The organism is Gluconobacter sp. ESL1110 (assembly GCF_058107395.1).
On record NZ_JBYLUK010000008.1, the window covers coordinates 226,129 to 244,497 of the forward strand.

Consider the following 18,369-nt stretch of genomic DNA (forward strand, 5'->3'; position numbering starts at 1 on the left):
GAGGCGTTGTTCCGCTTTCGGATATGTTTCTTTCAACCGTTGGCAGGCACTTTCTGGCAACGCTCTCCACCGGCAGTAAAAACAGGACTGGATACCCATGCGTCTGGACGATCAGCGGGAAAGCACCAACATTGACGACGTGAGAGGTTCCGGTGGGGGTGGTCGCACGCCTTTGCGGATTGGCGGTATTGGTGGCGTCATTCTCGTGATTGGTGCGCTCTATTTTGGGGTTGACCCCCGCATCGTCCTGAACCTTTTGCAGACTGGCCCGTCATCCGACAGTTCGACGGTTGCACAGGTTCAGCGTCCAGCCAATGATGCTAGCAAGCAGTTTATTGCCCGTGTTCTCGGATCAACGGAAGACGTCTGGACAGCATACTTCCAGCAGATGGGACGCACATATCATGATCCCCGGCTGACGCTTTTCAGTGGTGGCGTACAGTCCGCCTGTGGCTATGCACAGACATCGGTTGGACCATTTTATTGTCCGGCGGATCACAAGGTGTATCTGGATCTCCAGTTCTTTCAGGAGTTGCAGAACCGGCTTGGAGCGGGCGGCGATTTTGCAAGAGCGTATGTTGTTGCCCATGAGATCGGGCATCATGTTCAGAATGAGCTTGGCATCATGCAACAGGTCAGCCGACAGGGCGATGCGTCTCAAAAAGGGGCCAACGGGCTTTCTGTACGTGTGGAGCTTCAGGCCGACTGCTTTGCTGGTGTCTGGGCCAAACGGGCGAATGACGCCAAACATCTTCTCGAAACGGGGGATATCGAGGAAGGCATGAATGCGGCTGCTGCTGTTGGTGATGATCGGCTGGAGCGTCAGGCGAGAGGATATGTCGTTCCTGACAGCTTTACACATGGCACTTCAGCCCAGCGCGTCAGTTGGTTCAAACGCGGTCTGAGCAGTGGTGACATCAATCGCTGTGATACGTTCAGCGCGCCGAGCCTCTGATATCGTCCGAGTATGCCTGAGACTGCACGCTACAGAATGAGATGACATCTTTCGATGCCGTCATGAGTCTGGAAAAGTGCGAAAATATGATGCTTCATGCTTGGATTGCCGTTGATCAGGATATTCATCATGAAGCGTATCTTGCTTCCCCTTTCCATTGCTCTGTTTGCCTGTCATGCAGGTTCTGCACTGGCTGACGACGCAAGTTGCAAAAGTGGTCTGCATCCCCTCCCTGCTGGCTATGAAGGATGGAGCAATCCCTCCCCTTTAAACGCCGCAACTCAGGCTGGTGCTCTCTCTGCGAGCAGGCTGACATTGGGACATGCCGCCACAATCCGGCTCGCTCACACTCCGGATGTGCATTTTGTAGAGCGCCCGGCGGAGCCAGGCGGAAGTGTCAGTTTCAGTGGCATGGTGGTTTTTGAGGCGCCTAAAGATGGGACATACAGGGTTATGCTCCCTAACAAGACATGGATTGATGTCCTGCAAGGAACTGTTCCAGCCAGCTCGACTCACCATCAGCACGGACCAGATTGTTCCGGTATTCGGAAGATGGTCGATTTTCCACTTAAGTCTGGCACTTACACGCTACAGCTTGCCGGAAGTGGCCAGCAAGATATTCCTGTTATGGTTTCTTCTGTCCCGTGAGAATTTCTGGGCTGTTTCTTCTCGTGGTGACAGTGAACTGCCTGCCAGCAATGGCTTGTGCGGCCTCTCTGTCTCCCGAGAGGGCCGAGACAGAGTTGGGGCATCGTCTTTTCTACGATGCCGACCTGTCTCTGGATGGAAGCATGTCCTGTGCTACCTGCCACGAGCAAAGACATGCTTTTTCTGATGGAAATCCCACACATCCCGGCGTGACGGACGAACAGGGTATCCGTAATGTTCCCTCCCTCGCCAATGTAGGATTATTCCACAGCCTGACATGGACAGATCAACATGTCACTTCTCTGGAAAAGCAGATCTTTATTCCCCTGAGCGGGAACCATCCTGTTGAGATGGGCATGACCGATATGGCCGAACTCTCTCGGCGCCTTTCGACAAATCCCTGCTATCGGGCTCTTTTCTCAATCGCATTTCCAGAGAGTGCTAGGGACATGAAGCACTTCTCTATGGCGCTTGCGGCTTTTGAGCGCAGCCTGGTGTCAGACCACGCTGTTTGGGATCAGCCGGATCATAAGGAGACAAGCGAGCAGAAGCATGGAGAAATGTTATTTTTCGGGAAAGGAAAATGCTCGGTTTGCCATAAGCCACCGTTGTTCATGGACCAGCATTTTCATGTTCTGGGAAAGCTTAAGGATGGCCCCATCAGAACGCCGTCTCTTCGTAATGTGGAAGTCACAGCCCCGTATCTGCATGATGGATCCGCGGCTACTTTGGCGGCTGCCATTCAGGCTCATCCGAATACAGATTTTTTATCTGACACAGAAATAGCCAGCATTACGGCTTTTCTGTCTCTTTTAACGGATCAGACATTTCTCTCACGTCAGGACTTCGCCTTGCCTGCCGAACAATGCCCTGTCAGGATTGCACAATGAAGGATCATTGCGTCCATGATCTGCTGATAGGACATTCAGGGTGACGTCTATGCTCAAGTGTACCACCTTTTTTCTGACAGCTGCTTTGGCGGCACTCTCCGTGGCTCATGCAGAAGATGGTCTGGCAATTTACAACAGTCGGTGCAGCGTTTGTCATCAAGCTGCGGGGATTGGTTCTCCTAGCCAGTTTCCTCCCCTTAGTGGCCGGATTGGTAAGATCGCGGGCTCTCCTGAGGGCAAAGCCTATCTGATCCATGTTCTGCTGAATGGCCTTCACGGGCCGCTTGAAGCTTCAGATGTGAGCTACATGGGCTATATGCCCTCCTTCAAATCCCTGAGTGACGAGGATCTGGCGGCAGTTTTGACCTATGTTTCTTCGTTGAATACGCCTGGTACGCCACCGGTTTTTTCTGCAGACGATTTCAGGTCGCAGCGCGACACGCCCAAAAAAGCCAAGGATATTCTGGCAGAGCGTGAAGCGCTGGATGCTCTGCATCCCCTGCCCTGATCAGCGCAGTCTCTTTGTTCGTCCTGTCCAGACCCGTCGTTTAAGAACAAACAGAAAGCCGCTCAGGATGGCCAGATAGGACAGGACGAACAGTCCCGTCCGATGTCTGGTATGAAGATGTGGATGCGCAGCCCATGAGAGAAATGCTCCAACGTCATGCGCCATCTGTGGAACGGTAGCGGTTGTCCCATCAGTATATTTGATTTGTCCGTCATGGAGTGGCGGAGGCATGGCAATGTGAAGATGGGGCATCGCGGTATTGTAATACGAACCGGGTGGAAGTTTTTTCCCTTCTGGCGGGGAGGTATAAGAGACCAGAATATCGATAATTCTCTTAATTCCGCCTTTCTGTGTCATAGCCAGACGGGAAAAATCTGGTGGAAGACCGCCGTGGTTGGCCATGCGCGCCATACCGGCTGTAAGGTAGGGAGAACCGATAACATCTGAAGGATGAGCGGGCCGTGTCTTTGGGTCGCCATCATCATCCAGGCCATCGGGGATTTCATGCTGGGCAGCATAGGCTTCGATATCGGAGACGGACAGGCCCAGCTCTCCCAGATCGGCATACGTAACATGATTGAGACTGTGGCAGGAGCTGCAAATCTGCCGAAAAACCTCGAGGCCGCGCTGTTCGGGTGTAGAGGCATGAGCTGCAAAAGCCGGAAACGCCAGCATACTGGCTATAAAGAGACGTCTCATTAAAAATGCTCTTTTCGGCGGCTGGCCTGTTCTCGACGCGCAATCATAGGAAGGAGGCCCAGAAAATAGACATACCAGTACGCGACAGCGGCACGGCTGATCCAGAGCCAGAAGGGACTTGGAGGGCTCATCCCCGCCAGACCAAGAGCTAAAAAAGCAAGAAACAGAAGAGGCAGAGCCACTCGGAGCCAAGGCCGGAAACGGGCTGATCTGATCGTCGAAGAGTCAAGCCAAGGCAACGCGAACAGAATGAGGACGCTGCCTGTCGCAAGAATAAGACCACCGAGCTTTGAGGGGACGGCCCGAAGAATGGCGTAGAACGGGGCAAAATACCACTCAGGTGTAATATCCGAAGGTGTTATGAGCGGGTTGGCCTGAACATAATTGTCGCTCAGCGTCAGAAAGTCAGGCGCGAAGAAAATCAGCGCCGCATACACCAACAGAAAGAGGCAAAGACCCAGACCGTCTTTCGTCGTGTAATAGGGGTGGAACGGCACGGTCTGGTCAGGCTCCGTCAAATCCTTGCCGGTCGGGTTATTGGACCCCGTAACGTGTAGAGTTGCGACATGCAGGACAATGACGCCAATGATCGAAAATGCCGTGACAAAATGCAGGACAAAGAGGCGGTGCAGCGCAATATTCCCCAGACCTTCCCCACCCAGAAGCCAGGATGCCAAAGGTTTGCCAACAAGTGGAACTGTATTGACGGCATTCACCACGACGGTCCCACCCCAGTAAGACATCTGTCCCCAGGGAAGAACGTAACCGGCAAACGCGGTAATCATAACCAGAAGCAGTAGTCCCAGCCCTGTCAGCCAGACCAACTCACGCGGGGCTTTGTAGGAACCGTAATACAGGCTGCGTGCAATATGCACATATAGCGCTGCGAACAGCATGGATACGCCGCCCATGTGAATGGATCGGATGAGCCAGCCTGATGCGACCTGCCGGTCGATGGTTTCAACACTTGAAAAGGCGTCGGCAAGCGTCGGTGTGTAATTGAGAGCGAGGAAGATACCGCTGAGGATCAGAAGCGTCAGTGAAACAACTGCGAAAGCCCCGAAATTCCAGAGATAATTGAGATTTCGCGGCATGGCGAATTCAACATACTCACGCCGGAAAGCGGATAAGATTGGCAGTCGGGTATTTAACCATGTCGATACGGATTGAGGACGTTCAGTCATGGTTGTGCTCAGATTTGTCGAATGTTGGCGATATCGAAGTCAGGATCGCCTTTACTCTCGCCGATACGCAGATGTGTGGCAGAGATCATCGTCACAGGCGGAACCGGGAGATTGTACGGCGCAGGCGCGTCCTTAAAAGCTCGACCAGCGCTGTCAAACTGCGATCCATGACAGGGACAAAGGTATTTCCCGAAGGGCTCGGCCTGTGTTGGAGCATCAAATGTTGGGACGCAGCCCAGATGCGTGCAGATCCCGATCATGACGCCGATGTCGGGGGTAATGGACCGATGCCAGTTTGCTGCATCCCTGGGTTGTTGCGGCATACGGGACTCAGGGTCACGCAATTTTTGAAGCAGCGCTGGATCCTGAAATTTTTTCAGCATTTCCGGCGTTCTTTTCTGCACAAAAACGGGCCAGCCCCGCCATGTGACAACACTCTGCTGGCCCGGTTTTAGTGTAGAGAGATCCACGTCCAGAATGTCGCTCTCGCCAACACGGTTGCTACGTGTTCCGTTCAGGCTGTCCAGAAAGGGATAAGCGAGCGCACATGCGCCAGCGCATCCCATGCCAACAGTCACGGTAGCCAGCACATCCCTGCGTCGAGGTCCCTGCTCCAGTTTGGAGTGGGGGATGTCAGAAGTCAGGGAGGCATCGTCTTGTGTCATGGGTTCCGCTCGAAATGGACCGGTCCCAATCATCGGAGTGCATTATGGGAGGTGTCAATCTCAAAGCGGTTTATTGTTTTCGTATGATTGTCATTATTCCCAGACAGTAAATGGATCCGGGAGAGTGTCATAGTGCCAGGGCATGAAAATGCCATTCGCATTTTCTGGCATCAGGCAGTTATCCAATGCGGCCCGAATATCTGCTTCATCCATGTTTGCACCAATAAAGACCAGTTCCTGCCTCCGATCTCCATATGTATCGTCCCAGTATTTTGCGAGTGTTGCGCGCCAGGCGTCATCGTCAGGCCAGGAATCCTGCGGCACGCTGCTCCACCATCGCCCTGCAGCCTGATTGCGGGCCAGCGCACCTGCAATGCTCAGTTCACCAACCCAGTCCGGTCGTGTTGCAAGCCAGAAATAGCCTTTGACGCGCACAACACCTGACCATGACTGTTCGATAAATTGTGCAAAGGCTTGTGGGGAGAACGGACGACGGGCTCTGTAAACAAAACTCGAAATTCCGTATTCCTGCGTTTCCGGAACATGGTCGGCATGACCATAGAGTTCCTTGAACCACATCGGATGCTGGTGAGCCCGATCAAAGTCGAAGCGGCCAGTGTTCAGGACCTTGTCCAAAGAAACAGTGCTCTGACTGGTTTCGAGGACTTCGGCATCCGCATTGAGAGATCTGATGATGAGGCGAGCTGCGTCCCTCTGTTCAGGTGTCGCGGTATCAACCTTGTTCAGCAGCACCACATCGGCGAACTCGATCTGCTCCACAAGAAGGTCAACAAGTGCCCGTTCGTCGTCCTCACCTGCGACCTCTCCCCGATCTTTCAGGAAGTCTGTTGAACCATAGTCGCGGAGCAGATTCACCGCATCCACAACTGTCACCATGGTATCGAGGCGCGCAATATCGCTGAGACTACGGCCGTCCTCGTCCCGAAACTCGAAGGTTGCGGCGACAGGCAGTGGTTCTGCGATGCCTGTTGATTCGATCAGCAGATAGTCGAACCGCTTTTCACGAGCCAGTCGATCGACTTCCTTCAGAAGATCATCCCGCAAGGTGCAGCAGATGCATCCATTACTCATTTCGACGAGTTTCTCATCCGTACGGGAGAGATCACTCCCTCCCTGTCGCACCAGATCCGCGTCAATGTTCACTTCGCTCATATCATTGACGATGACGGCGACTTTCCGCCCTTCGCGGTTGTTCAGGATATGATTGAGAAGTGTTGTTTTTCCGGCTCCAAGAAAGCCGGAGAGAACGGTAACGGGCAATCGGTCATCCATGATGACAAAAGCTCCTTGATGGAATGAACGGTCTTGCGTGAAAGGCTTATATAGTTATGATATAACATATCAATATATAGAGTGATTTTGTTGCGATGTCATCATGCCCGACGCGTCACCAACTGGTCAGCCAATCGTCTTTCAGGGAAATACTCTCCCCGGAACGCACGATTGCCGTTCATTCTCAAAGACTTACTGAATCCATCAGAAGAGCTTCTGAGAGTCATCTCCGGAATGGTGCGCGTCTGGTCATGGCTCAAGGGACGCTGGAGACGATCTGTAGCGGTCTTACCCAAGCTTTCCCGGATGAAACCCTCCCTTTGCTGGCGGATATGATTGATCTTGCAAGCCGATATCAGGAGGTTTCCGGGCATCAGACGTTACGCGTTCGGCTTGAGAAAGTGACAACGGACAGTTGCCGAAAATTCCATGTTGACTGTGTGGGGCTGCGATTGCTTCGCACTTATGTCGGCCCTGGTGTTGAATGGACGGCAGATGGAGGTTTGACCATTCATCAGGCTCCGGATGGGACCGTTGTTTTTCTCAAAGGAAAGCATTTTCCGGGATGGTCTGAAGCAACCAGTGTCCGCCATCGCTCGCCACGTTTATCGGCTCTGCCGATCGAGAAACGCCAGAGGCTTCTTCTGACGATTGACGAAGCTGGTGCGTGTGGAGCGTCCATGGACGCTCCTGTAATGATTGCGGCCTAATATCATGTTTGTCATCGAAAGCTGGCCTGATCCTGTCCTCGCCGATGCTCCGCGTGTTCGAGCCTCAAGTCGACCGGAAATTCTCGTAGACCTCGCCAGGACAGATCTGGACATGATTGTCTGGACCCGGAAAGTGCCGAACGACTGGCAGCAGAGATTGCAGGGTCATCAGCTTCCTGCAGAAGATCTTTTTCTGGACGGAACACTCAATGATATTCTGAGGCAGTTGAAGAGTTCCACCATCCGTGAGCGCTATCCGGCCTTCATGATTGAAGATGTCGAGCAGACGGTGGCTCTGGCGGCAGCATTTGCTATCTCGGATCGGCTGGTCTTGCGGTTGACATCAGAAAAACAGCCAGAGCAGCCGTTCGGGAAAGCCAAACTGCGAGCGTTTTGCTGCTATGGATCCGGGCAACTCCATTGGAAGTCGGGCACGTTCAATGGCTACGATCCGACCGGTAGTCTATCTCCTTTTGACCTTGCGTTTGTTCCTTCTTTGAGTGGGGACAGGGTGCGCGTCAGTTGCGAGGCTAGTCCACAGGCTGTGTATCTTGCGTTGTCTGTTCTCTAAAGCCCATTCACAAAACAAACATAAAATATCGTGCTCTTGCCTCGTGATTTTCAAACATCAGGCATGGTAACCATGCGTCCAGTTCTGACCATTCGAGAGAGATGATCCGGTGACCGTAAAACTCGACCGTCGCGGCCTTCTGGGCCTTGGTGCCGGCTTTTCCCTGAGCGCTCTCCTGCCCTCGATCCAGCGTGCTCGCGCCATTCCTGCGCACCGTGAGAGCGGAACGCTTGAGGATGTGCAGCATATTGTCGTGCTGATGCAGGAAAACCGTTCATTCGACCATTATCTTGGCCATCTTTCAGGCGTTCGTGGTTACGGAGATCGGCATGTTGTTCGCGGCCCCGGCGGTGAACCCATCTGGTGGCAGCAACGACAGAAGGCCGAAAACGGCTGGATTACGCCGTTTCACCTCCCAACCCAGACGTCCAGCGCGGAATGCGTTATCGACCTTGACCATAGCTGGTCGCCCACGCACGCGGCGATCAACAAGGGTTGGAACAATCAGTGGCCCCGTCACAAAAAAGATATGACGATGGGGTACTACACGCGCGAAGATATTCCCTTCCATTATGCATTGGCGGATGCCTTCACGGTCTGCGACCATTACTTCTGCTCCACACCAACCCAGACGCATCCAAACCGCTTCTATCTGATGTCCGGGATGGTCGATCCGAATGCCACGGGTGGCGGCCCAATTCTCGACAACGTGGACTGGGTAGACCGGGAGTTTTACCCCAAGGTGCCAGATCCGTTTACCTGGACAACCTATCCGGAGCGTCTGCAGGATGCCGGTGTTTCCTGGCAGGTGTATCAGCAGGGTCTTTCTGGCGCGGATATCGAAAACGGAAATTTCGGTACCAACGTGCTGATGTGTTTCAAGAATTTTGCTGAGGCACAGCCAGGCTCCGCGCTACATGACCGCGCCATGACGGCCCGGACACTGGATCATCTCAAACAGGATGTACTGGCCGACAAGCTTCCGCAGGTTTCGTGGATACTGCCTCCAGCAGCTTACTCCGAACATCCGCGCTGGACACCGGGATACGGGGCAACATTTATTGCCCATGCTCTTGATGCCCTGACGGCAAATCCTGACGTCTGGGCCAAGACAGTCTTTCTGGTCATGTATGACGAGAATGACGGCTATTTCGATCACATGCCGCCGCCACAGCCTCCTACCCCGGTTCTGCCCGGCCTGAGTACTGTGTCCACTGAAGGTGAGATCCACAGGCATCTCCAGAACTTTGAAACACAGCGCTACAAGCCTGACAATCTGCCGTATGGCCTTGGTCCGCGCGTTCCTGCCTTTGCTATTTCCCCTTGGAGCACTGGTGGGTTTGTCTGCTCGGAAGTCTTTGACCACACCTCTGTCATTCGCTTCATTGAGAGTCGGTTTGGCGTCAAGGAAACCAACATTACGCCTTGGCGTCGTGCGGTTTGTGGCGATCTGACAAGCGCTTTTGATTTCTCTCGCAAGAGACACGTAAAAGTCCCGCTCCCCGATACAGCTGCATACAAGAAAATCGCGGACGCTTCCTGCAAGCTGCCCAACCCTGTCATTCCTCACCAAAGCACAGTTGACGATATCGGAGATCAGGAGCGTGGCGCACGCCCTGCCCGTCCGCTGCCATACAATATGGCTGTGGATCTGGTTGAAGACACGCCTGATGCGGTGGCGTTCGAGATCCGGAATACGGGGAGGGTCGGTGCCAGCTTCTATGTCTATCGGGACGGAACAACCGAAACGCCGCGCCGTCATACGGTGGAGCCCGGTAAATCCGTCAAGGATCGTTGGGATATTTCGCATGAAGGCCAGCATGACTTCACGGTGCTCGGCCCGAATGGCTTCGCGCGATATTTCAAGCGTGCTGTCCCATCAACGCTAGTGCTACGGGCTCACCACCAGAAAGAAACAGGACAGCTTGTCCTTGACCTGAGGAATACTGGTACGGTCAGTAAGAACATCCTGATCAAGGATAACGCTTACGGTGCAGAAGACAGGCCGCTTTCCATAGCAGGTGGTCAGGCACTGGCTGTGTCTCTCGATCTAACTTCAAGCCATCAATGGTATGATGTGAGCGTGTTGGTCGATGGAGAAACCGATAATCATCAACGCCTCGCAGGTCATGTGGAAACCGGCCGTGCCAGTATTACAGACCCTGTCATGGGTGCGGTCATGGCTCATCAAATCAACGGCTGAGCATAAACCTCTTGAGGACTACTTTTGGGTAGTCCTCAAGAGGCCGTTCTTAGCCCTCAATATCCAGTCCGATATCGAGAGCCCTGACGGTATGAGTCAGCCAGCCGAGGGAAATGATATCGACACCGGTTTCCGCAATCGGACGAACTGTTTCAGGGGTGATGCCGCCTGATGCTTCCGCGATCCCTCTTCCATCAATTAATCTGACAGCCTGGCGCAATTGGTCCGGTTTCATATTATCGAGCAGATACGCATCTGCTCCCCCTGCCGACAAAGCCTCTTCAAGCTGCTCCAGTGTATCAACCTCAAGCTCGATCTTCATGAGATGACCCGCGCGGCTCCGGGCCTTGGCAAGAGCAGCAGACACGCTGCCACAGAGTGCCAGATGGTTGTCCTTGATCAGGATGGCATCATCCAGCCTGTAGCGATGGCTGGATCCTCCACCGGCCCGAACAGCATATTTCTGGACGGTCTTCATTCCGGGTAGCGTCTTGCGCGTACAGCAGATGCGTACGCCGGTCCCATGAACTGCATCCACAATTTCGCGCGTGGCTGTTGCGATGCCACTGAGATGAGACAAAAGGTTCAAGGCGGTTCGCTCGCCAGCAAGAACGGTTCCAGCCCCACCTTCGACAACTGCCAGAACATCACCGGCAACGATTTGCTCCCCATCGTTTTTCTGAGGCAGGAACCGAACGCTTTTATCCAGGAGCGTGAAAGCAAGTTCAGCCCCTTTCAGGCCCACAAGCACACCCGTCTTTCGGGCACGGAAAATGGCCTGCAATGGTCGGTCCGGGTCTAGTAGCGCCTGTGTCGTGGCATCGCCTCCTGTTCCCAGATCTTCCAGAAGTGCAGTACGGACCAGAGGCTCCCAGAGAAGATCTGGCAGAAAAGTCTGAAATGTCATGAGAGTAATCTTTCAGGAACAGGGAGATCTGACAAAGTGAGACTTGTTCGATAATGAGCTGTTATTTCAGGATAATCCGTTCGGTAGTGACTTCCTCGGCTCTCGCGTCGTTTGAGCGCGGACTGAGCCATGAGGGCCGCCACAAGGGCTCCGTCGTTTGTTTCAATGTCTGGTAGAACTGCATGAAAGAGCGTCTGAAGGCCGGTTTCGTCTCTGAGAATTCCGGCATACTGACTCATGAGTTTCGGTATCTGGCCTGAGAGCTGCGAGTGAGCCTGACGTGTCGTCACAGAGCGAAGAAGTGCCGGTTGAGGGTCAACATGGTCGATATCTTCTGCCGCCCATTGTCCCGTCAAGAAGGCCTCCAGCAGGGAATTACTGGCCAGACGGTTTGCACCATGAAGACCGGTGCAGGCTGCTTCACCTGCCGCCCAGAGGCCGGAAACAGAGGTGCGTCCACTCGTGTCCACGTCCAGACCGCCCATGTGATAGTGCATTGCTGGACTTACCGGGATGGGGCTTTTCTCTGGGTCGACGCCAATGGCATGGCAGGCTGCGGTAATGGCCGGAAACTGCTGACTGAACACTGTCCCCCGCAGACGGCGCCCATCCAGAAAAACGTCATGCCCTTCGCGGATATGAGCAAAAATGGCTCTCGCCACGACGTCCCGAGACTGGAGTTCGTCCGTAAAGCGGTCGCCTTTTTCATCCACAAGAATGGCCCCGGCACCTCGAACGGCCTCACTGACAAGTGGGCGCCGTCCCGTCATCGAACCAGTTTTCAGGGCCGTAGGATGGAACTGGGTGAACTCCATATCAGCCACCCGCGCACCCGCTCGAGCAGCGAGAGCAAGGCCTGATCCGCTCACTGTAGATGGACTGGTCGCCTCGTTGTAAAGTGCCCCTATTCCTCCCGAGGCCACAAGGCATGCAGATGTGGGCAGAAAACCTGCGGATGTATGGACACCTCGCAGGCGCCCATCCTGAACCATGAGCCCCTTCAGGCTGGTGCCCTCCAGTACTGTAATGTTCTCACGGGTCTGCACGCGTCTGATGAGCGTCTGCATAATGGCAGCGCCGCTCCCATCGCCTCCGATGTGCAGAATACGCTTTCGGGAATGTGCAGCTTCCAGATGCAGATCCAGAACTCCGTCTTTCCGCGCGAATGGAACGCCCCAGTCCAGCAGAGTCTGGATAACCTGAGGCGCTGCGGTTGTTACGCCTCTTACAACCTCAGGCACACTCAGACCCGCGCCAGCAGCCAGCGTATCCGCTGCATGCAACTCCGGTGAGTCATCCGAACCGATGGCTGCCGCGATCCCTCCCTGTGCCAGAGAACTGGCGGCCTCTAACCCTAATGGCGACGGGGTAAGGATGACGCAGGGTTGGCGCAAATGGAGTGCAGCGGACAGACCCGCCAATCCTGCCCCAACTATCACGGGCAGACCTGCGAGAGCGCTCAGAAGAGCCTTACCCATGGCTAGATCGCCAGCATCCGTTCTACGGCCGCTCGGGCCGGTGCTTCAAGGACAGAGGGAATGGTGACGGGTGTCTCCATATTTTCCAGCGCGCGGCGAATGCCAGCCAGCGTGATACGCTTCATGTGCGGACACAGGTTGCACGGGCGCACAAACTCTGTCTCCGGATTGAGTGTCACCAGATTGTCGCTCATCGAGCACTCCGTGACGAGCAGCACTTTTTCGGGTTTCTGCGTGGCCACATAATCAATCATGTTGGCTGTCGAACCTGAATAATCAGCTTCAGCCACCACCTCAGGCGGACATTCCGGGTGGACTATGACCGTCACGCCCGGATGCATGCGCCGATACTGGCGGATCTCTTGCGGCGTAAAGCGCTCATGGACCTCGCAGTGGCCCGGCCAGGTCAGCATTTCAATGCCGGTCTCGTTCTGGATGTTCTGTGCCAGAAACTCATCAGGGATCATGATGACACGCGGCACGTTCAGGCTCTCGACAACGCGTTTCGCGTTTCCAGAGGTGCAGCAAACGTCCGTTTCGGCTTTCACATCCGCGGTACTGTTGACGTAAGTCACGACCGGAACGCCGGGATAACGCTCTTTCATTTTTCGTACGTCGTTGGCCGTAATGCTCTCCGCCAGCGAGCAGCCCGCCCGCTCGTCCGGGATCAGAACGGTTTTGTCGGGATTCATGAGCTTGGCGGTTTCCGCCATGAAGTGAACGCCGGCCATGACGATCACATCGGCATCCAGATTTTGAGCATCCCGCGCAAGGGCGAGGCTGTCTCCATGGATATCGGCCACGCAATGAAAGATTTCGGGGGTCTGATAGTTGTGAGCGAGAATGACGGCATTCCGCTCCTGCTTCAAACGCAGAATGGCTTCGATATCATCCGCATAAAGCCGCTCCCAATCCTCCCGGGCCATCAGGCGGGAGACGGGTTCGTACAGCCTGTCTCGGCTTTGCAAGGCACTTGGACCGCCCATGATGGACTCCGTGATCTATTATGCTCCAATTGAGCATATAGTATCTTACTCCATCAGCAACGCTTTCACGCAACACATTTTCAGGAGATGTAGTCCAAAGGGAGCTTGGCACCCGAAAGATAACAGTTTTCAGAATTCTCCCGGCGGAACCTGTAGAGCCGTGCAGGACGTCCCTGCACACCGCTTTCGTAGCGGTCCGTTTCTTCTACAAGCTGTTGATTTTGCACAAGGCGTCGGAAATTCTGCTTGTGCATGAGACGACCCGACAGGGCCTCCATGGCTTGCTGAAGATGCAGGAGTGTAAACTCTTCGGGAACGAGTTCGAAAACGGCTGGCGTATAGCGAATTTTTGCACGTAGTCGTGAAAGCGCTGTCGCGAGAATGCGTCGATGGTCCCAGAGCATGGGTTGGTCATTTATCTGCGGTACGGTGTTCGGCCCCGCCTCCGGTACCAGACCTGCTTCCCAGAGCAGTTCATAGCGCTCCAGAACGGCATCGTCATTCCAGCTCTCGCCATTCAGCCCAAATGCCTGATTGCAGCGTTCAAGCCTTGCGGGTTGCCCGTCAGCCCAGCTTTTCAGGTGATCTTCGATGGTCTTAAGGGCTGTGAGGCAGCCATTGGTGCGGCGGTCTTCCCATGGGAAATAATTGTACCAGCTTTGCCAGCCACCCTGCGTCTGTCCGTCACGGGTCAGGGCCATGTAGGAAATACGAACCAGCCTGTCTTGCTGAGCCAGTGCAGCATCCCCGAACGTATAAAGCTGTTCCACATGCCCCAGCCGGAAACCTGTCTGCTGCTCGACCCAGTGTCTCAGACCGCGCTGGAGAGAGGTATGCTCGGTTTCCAGAGGCCCGGCTGGCAGGCAACGGCCGTCTTGAAGGGTCAGCACTTCTGGCATGCCGTTCCGCAATGTTGTCAGAACGGCAACCAGTTCGGCACGGCAGGTTGCTACGTGGTGATCCATGCTGAGATCGTGTCTTTTCACCACAGAATCAGTCTTTACTCTCATAGAGTTCGTTTTCTGCGAAACAGGCTGGAAATCATCTGTTTCGCAGAACGATATCAGCCTTCGAGTGTTGCTGGCATGGAGGCCATGTCGATGACAAATCGGTACTTCACATCGGAGCGAAGCACGCGATCATAGGCTTCATTGATTTCATCCATGCGAATGACTTCAATATCGCTCGTGATGTTATGTTTCCCGCAGAAATCAAGCATTTCCTGCGTCTCCTGGATACCACCAATGGCTGATCCTGCAAGGCTACGGCGCTTGGCGACGAGGCTGAAAGCCCCGATGGACATCGGCTTTTCCGGAAGACCGACCAGAACCATGTGCCCGTCCTGCTTCAGAAGCGCGAGATAGGCATTGATGTCGTGGTCGGCGGAGACGGCATCCAGAATGAAGTCAAACCGGTTCGCTTCTGCTGCCATGGCATCGGCATCACGGGAGATGACAACCCGGTGTGCGCCGAGACGCTTGCCGTCTTCGATTTTGCCGGGAGACGTCGTGAATAGAGTCACTTCCGCACCCAGCGCTACGGCAAATTTGACGGCCATATGTCCAAGCCCGCCAAGCCCAACGACGCCAACTTTGTGCCCTACGCCGATCTTCCAGTGCGCCAGTGGAGACCAGGTCGTAATGCCCGCACACAGCAGAGGGGCCGCCGCGGCTGGGTCCAGATTTTCCGGAATGCGAAGAACAAACCCCTCATCCACAACAACTGCACGAGAATAGCCGCCGTACGTGTGAGCGCCCTCTACCGGAAATGACGTGTCAGGGCTGTTATAGGTCCAGGTTGGGCCGGCATCGCAATACTGCTCCAGCCCCGCCTCGCAGGATGCACAGGACCGGCATGAATCAACCATGCAGCCGACGCCAACCAGATCTCCAGCCTTAAAGCGGGTAACGTCACGTCCTACGGCGCTGACACGCCCGACGATCTCGTGACCGGGTACAACCGGATAGGACGCTGGTCCCCACTCGCTTCGGGCTGTGTGAATGTCCGAATGGCAGACACCGCAATGGGTGATGTCAATCTGAACATCCATTGGACCACAGTCCCGGCGTTCAAATGCGAATGGCGTCAGCGGAGACGTCGGACTGGAAGCGGCATAGCCAACGCAGGTCAGCATGGGATTTCCTTTTCTGGGAAGACAGCCAGGAACTCAAAAGAGACCGGCTCGAATACCAGAAAACGGGCTTCAGCCATAGGTTATGTCCTGCATTGGCTCCCGTCACGAAACTGCGAGGCATCCCACAACGCTTCTCGCCTCTGCCAGAAGGGATTCGAGATCCAGTCCCGGAATCATTCCATCTACGACAACGGGCTTTCCATCCATCAGGACGTGTCTGACGGTTGTGGCTCCAGAGACAACCGGTGCAATCAGCGGGTCGTGCATCCCTGCACATCGTGGGGCATCCAGACCATGAATGACCAGATCTGCCGTCGCTCCGACTTCTATCCGGCCCACATCCGGAAGCCCCAGAATGGCGGCCCCTTCAGACGTTGACCACCTCATGACATCTTCGGCCGTTACAGCCCCTGCTCCCTGAACCGCGCGATGGACCATCCAGGCACAGTGCATTTCTGCACTCATGTCACACGCTTCATTGGACGCCGCCCCATCGACGGCCAGAGAGACGCGCCCTCCCAAGGCATCCAGAGCGGGTGCGGGCGCAATTCCTGAACCAAGTCGACAGTTACTCTGCGGGCAATGCGACATACCCGTGTTTGTTTGGGCGAGTAGCCTGAGTTCGCTCTCATCCAGATGGACCAGATGTGCGAACCACACGTCGTCTCCGACCCAGCCATGCTCCGCTACGAACTGAACGGGCCGCATATTGTATGTTTCCAGGCAGAACCTGACGTAATTATCCGTCTCCGACAGGTGCGAATGCAGTGGAATGCCCATACTCCGTGCCGCCACCGCCATCTGCCGCAATTCGTCCGGCGTGACGCCCCATGTGGGCGTATTGGGTGCCAGAGCAATCCGACGTTTCGCATTCGGCCCGAACTGATGATACCGGCTGACAAGCGCATCGACGCGCTTGAGCATGGTATCTAACGTTTCGGTCGGGGCAGGAATAACTTCGTCCGTATCGAATTTTCTGGCCCGTGTTGTCCCTCCCCGGGCCAGAACGTAGCGAAGGCCCAGATCTTCGGCTGCCTCGAACAGAACAGCAGCCGGGTCGTAAGCATACATGTCTGCAAACAGGTAGTGATGATCCGCAATCGTCGTACAGCCTGACAGAAGCAGCTCCACCATCCCGACCCGCGCAGCAACATTCAATGCCCGTTCGTCGATGCGGCTCCAGTAGGTGTTGGGAACAAGGCGCAGCCACGGCTCAAGCGGCTTGTTGATGGCGGTGGGGACGGCCTTGAGAACACTCTGGAACAGATGGTGATGCGTGCTGATCAGGCCGGGCGAGACAACGCCGCCCTTGGCATCAAGCACTGTTTCTCCGTCCTGTGGAGACAGGTCACCGATTTCGATAATTTTCCCATCACGGATGCGAAGACTTCCCGTTCTTCTGGCTGCTTCACCTTTCAGGCCCGTCAGAATACCGCAGGTGTTGTGGATAAGGAGCGTCATGTGGGCATGATCCGGAGGTTGTCTACAAATTCTGTTGTGAAGGCGCTTTTCCAGTCTGCATCGGCTGGGAGAAGGTTTTGACTGACCATGAAATCCCGCGTCACCTGCCACCGAGCAGTCGTCATTGCGCCCAGTCCTTTTGTCCGGACATCGTCCGACAGAAGAACGTCCGCTTTCTTCAGCCCTTCGTAACCGAATGTCAGGTGCTCAAGCGTCATGTTTGGATTGGCTTTCAGGATTAAGCTATTTCCTGGTGTGGGGTCTTTAAAATAGTCGTTCCAGCCCAGCAGAGACGCCTTTACGAAGCTGTTCACCTTGCCTTTGTCTGTCCTCACCATCTGCTGGGTGGTGACCATCGGGGCGCCATAAGGCGGGTATCCCAGATCCTTGAACAGGAAGAACTCGACCGGCATTCCTTTTAATTTCGCATCCCAAAGCTCAGATGACGCGTAAGCCTGTACGGCCATGCTCTTGTCGAAGAAGAAAGGCTGAAGGTTGAAGGAATACGGCCTCGCCTGCTCTTCCGTATAACCAAAGCGTTTCCTGAGCCATGGCCAGAAGGTCGCATGAGAGGATGATGCAATCAGAATGGGATGATCTTTAAGCTGCTGAAGATCAGTAACTCCCGCATGCGTCATCAGCCCTTGCTGGTCATGCTGAAACGTACTCGCCACGGCAACGAGGGGAATACCAGACGCGACAGCAGAGAGAAGCTGGAAGTCATATCCGGTGATGAAGTCGGCTTGTCCCGCAGCAAGGAGTTGCGGAACATTCATCTGCGGGCTGGCTGCCTCAATTGTGACGTCCAACCCTTCCCGTGCATAATATCCTTTGGCAAGCGCCTGATAAAAACCGCCGAATTCTGCCTGCGCGTACCATGATGTGACGAGCTTTACGGGTGTGCCAGCAGCGCGTGCTGTTTGAACAAACGGCATGGAAAGCGCGCCAAGACCGGCAGTCAAGCCAAGGAGACACTGGCGGCGACCAAGCATGATTCTGGACATAAGGGGACATTCTCCCGTTTCGCTGTGCATACAGTTTATGAACCGAAATGATTTTTCCGGAAGTCTCTATTTG

The 18,369-nt window shown here is 54.8% G+C and carries 18 protein-coding genes; 7 read left to right on the plus strand and 11 right to left on the minus strand.

The window, feature by feature from the left end; genetic code table 11:
• The first annotated feature begins 97 nt into the window (after nucleotides 1-97).
• The 4 genes from ypfJ (at nucleotide 98) to AC3B6F_RS09745 (ending at nucleotide 3,001) form a co-directional block, all read left to right on the plus strand.
• Entirely contained in the window at nucleotides 98-955 is an 858-nt protein-coding gene (gene ypfJ, locus AC3B6F_RS09730) for a KPN_02809 family neutral zinc metallopeptidase (protein ID WP_489824193.1), read from the plus strand.
• Between the two features lie 129 nt (nucleotides 956-1,084).
• Complete coding sequence (locus AC3B6F_RS09735) at nucleotides 1,085-1,603, plus strand: hypothetical protein (protein ID WP_489824194.1); 519 nt, start codon at nucleotides 1,085-1,087, stop codon at nucleotides 1,601-1,603.
• Nucleotides 1,600-2,493 (plus strand): cytochrome-c peroxidase, encoded by an 894-nt coding sequence (locus AC3B6F_RS09740; RefSeq protein WP_489824195.1) that lies wholly within the window; start codon nucleotides 1,600-1,602, stop codon nucleotides 2,491-2,493. Before AC3B6F_RS09735 ends, AC3B6F_RS09740 begins: the two co-directional genes overlap by 4 nt.
• Before the next feature lie 49 nt (nucleotides 2,494-2,542).
• A complete protein-coding gene (locus tag AC3B6F_RS09745; RefSeq protein ID WP_489824196.1) occupies nucleotides 2,543-3,001 on the plus strand; it encodes a c-type cytochrome in 459 nt (152 codons plus the stop codon).
• Here AC3B6F_RS09745 and AC3B6F_RS09750 read toward each other — a convergent pair whose 3' ends face one another.
• The 4 genes from AC3B6F_RS09750 to zigA form a co-directional block, all read right to left on the minus strand.
• Complete coding sequence (locus tag AC3B6F_RS09750; protein WP_489824197.1) at nucleotides 3,002-3,700, minus strand: cytochrome c1; 699 nt, start codon at nucleotides 3,698-3,700, stop codon at nucleotides 3,002-3,004.
• Nucleotides 3,700-4,884 (minus strand): cytochrome b, encoded by a 1,185-nt coding sequence (locus tag AC3B6F_RS09755; protein ID WP_489824198.1) that lies wholly within the window; start codon nucleotides 4,882-4,884, stop codon nucleotides 3,700-3,702. The genes AC3B6F_RS09750 and AC3B6F_RS09755 overlap by 1 nt, the downstream gene beginning before the upstream one ends.
• 8 nt (nucleotides 4,885-4,892) lie before the next feature.
• Entirely contained in the window at nucleotides 4,893-5,549 is a 657-nt protein-coding gene (petA, locus tag AC3B6F_RS09760; protein ID WP_489824199.1) for a ubiquinol-cytochrome c reductase iron-sulfur subunit, read from the minus strand.
• A 93-nt stretch (nucleotides 5,550-5,642) separates the two neighbouring features.
• Nucleotides 5,643-6,842, minus strand: coding sequence for a zinc metallochaperone GTPase ZigA (gene zigA, locus AC3B6F_RS09765; protein WP_489824200.1), 1,200 nt, complete (start codon nucleotides 6,840-6,842; stop codon nucleotides 5,643-5,645).
• A gap of 95 nt (nucleotides 6,843-6,937) precedes the next feature.
• Here zigA and AC3B6F_RS09770 point away from each other — a divergent pair, with 95 nt between their 5' ends.
• The 3 genes from AC3B6F_RS09770 (at nucleotide 6,938) to AC3B6F_RS09780 (ending at nucleotide 10,326) form a co-directional block, all read left to right on the plus strand.
• A complete protein-coding gene (locus AC3B6F_RS09770) occupies nucleotides 6,938-7,552 on the plus strand; it encodes a DUF1826 domain-containing protein (RefSeq protein WP_489824201.1) in 615 nt (204 codons plus the stop codon).
• A 4-nt stretch (nucleotides 7,553-7,556) separates the two neighbouring features.
• Entirely contained in the window at nucleotides 7,557-8,123 is a 567-nt protein-coding gene (locus AC3B6F_RS09775; protein WP_489824202.1) for a hypothetical protein, read from the plus strand.
• Between the two features lie 109 nt (nucleotides 8,124-8,232).
• Nucleotides 8,233-10,326 carry a phosphocholine-specific phospholipase C gene (locus AC3B6F_RS09780; protein WP_489824203.1) on the plus strand — a complete coding sequence of 698 codons (2,094 nt, stop codon included), beginning with the start codon at nucleotides 8,233-8,235 and terminating at the stop codon, nucleotides 10,324-10,326.
• A gap of 49 nt (nucleotides 10,327-10,375) precedes the next feature.
• Here the strand turns inward: AC3B6F_RS09780 and nadC are convergent, their stop codons facing one another.
• The 7 genes from nadC to AC3B6F_RS09815 all read right to left on the minus strand — a co-directional run bounded on the left by nadC (nucleotide 10,376) and on the right by AC3B6F_RS09815 (nucleotide 18,296).
• Entirely contained in the window at nucleotides 10,376-11,233 is an 858-nt protein-coding gene (gene nadC, locus AC3B6F_RS09785) for a carboxylating nicotinate-nucleotide diphosphorylase (RefSeq protein WP_489824204.1), read from the minus strand.
• Nucleotides 11,230-12,711, minus strand: coding sequence for an L-aspartate oxidase (locus tag AC3B6F_RS09790; RefSeq protein WP_489824205.1), 1,482 nt, complete (start codon nucleotides 12,709-12,711; stop codon nucleotides 11,230-11,232). Before AC3B6F_RS09790 ends, nadC begins: the two co-directional genes overlap by 4 nt.
• Before the next feature lie 2 nt (nucleotides 12,712-12,713).
• Entirely contained in the window at nucleotides 12,714-13,697 is a 984-nt protein-coding gene (nadA, locus tag AC3B6F_RS09795) for a quinolinate synthase NadA (RefSeq protein ID WP_489824206.1), read from the minus strand.
• Nucleotides 13,698-13,777: 80 nt separating this feature from the next.
• Nucleotides 13,778-14,662, minus strand: a complete 885-nt coding sequence (locus AC3B6F_RS09800) for an NUDIX hydrolase (protein WP_489824207.1) — start codon at nucleotides 14,660-14,662, stop codon at nucleotides 13,778-13,780.
• Between the two features lie 98 nt (nucleotides 14,663-14,760).
• Nucleotides 14,761-15,831: an NAD(P)-dependent alcohol dehydrogenase gene (locus AC3B6F_RS09805; RefSeq protein ID WP_489824208.1), complete on the minus strand. Its 1,071-nt coding sequence runs from the start codon at nucleotides 15,829-15,831 to the stop codon at nucleotides 14,761-14,763.
• A 102-nt stretch (nucleotides 15,832-15,933) separates the two neighbouring features.
• On the minus strand, nucleotides 15,934-17,292 hold the full coding sequence (locus tag AC3B6F_RS09810; protein WP_489824209.1) for an amidohydrolase family protein: 1,359 nt from the start codon (nucleotides 17,290-17,292) through the stop codon (nucleotides 15,934-15,936).
• Nucleotides 17,289-18,296, minus strand: coding sequence for an ABC transporter substrate-binding protein (locus AC3B6F_RS09815; RefSeq protein ID WP_489824210.1), 1,008 nt, complete (start codon nucleotides 18,294-18,296; stop codon nucleotides 17,289-17,291). The genes AC3B6F_RS09810 and AC3B6F_RS09815 overlap by 4 nt, the downstream gene beginning before the upstream one ends.
• Between the last annotated feature and the right edge of the window lie 73 nt (nucleotides 18,297-18,369).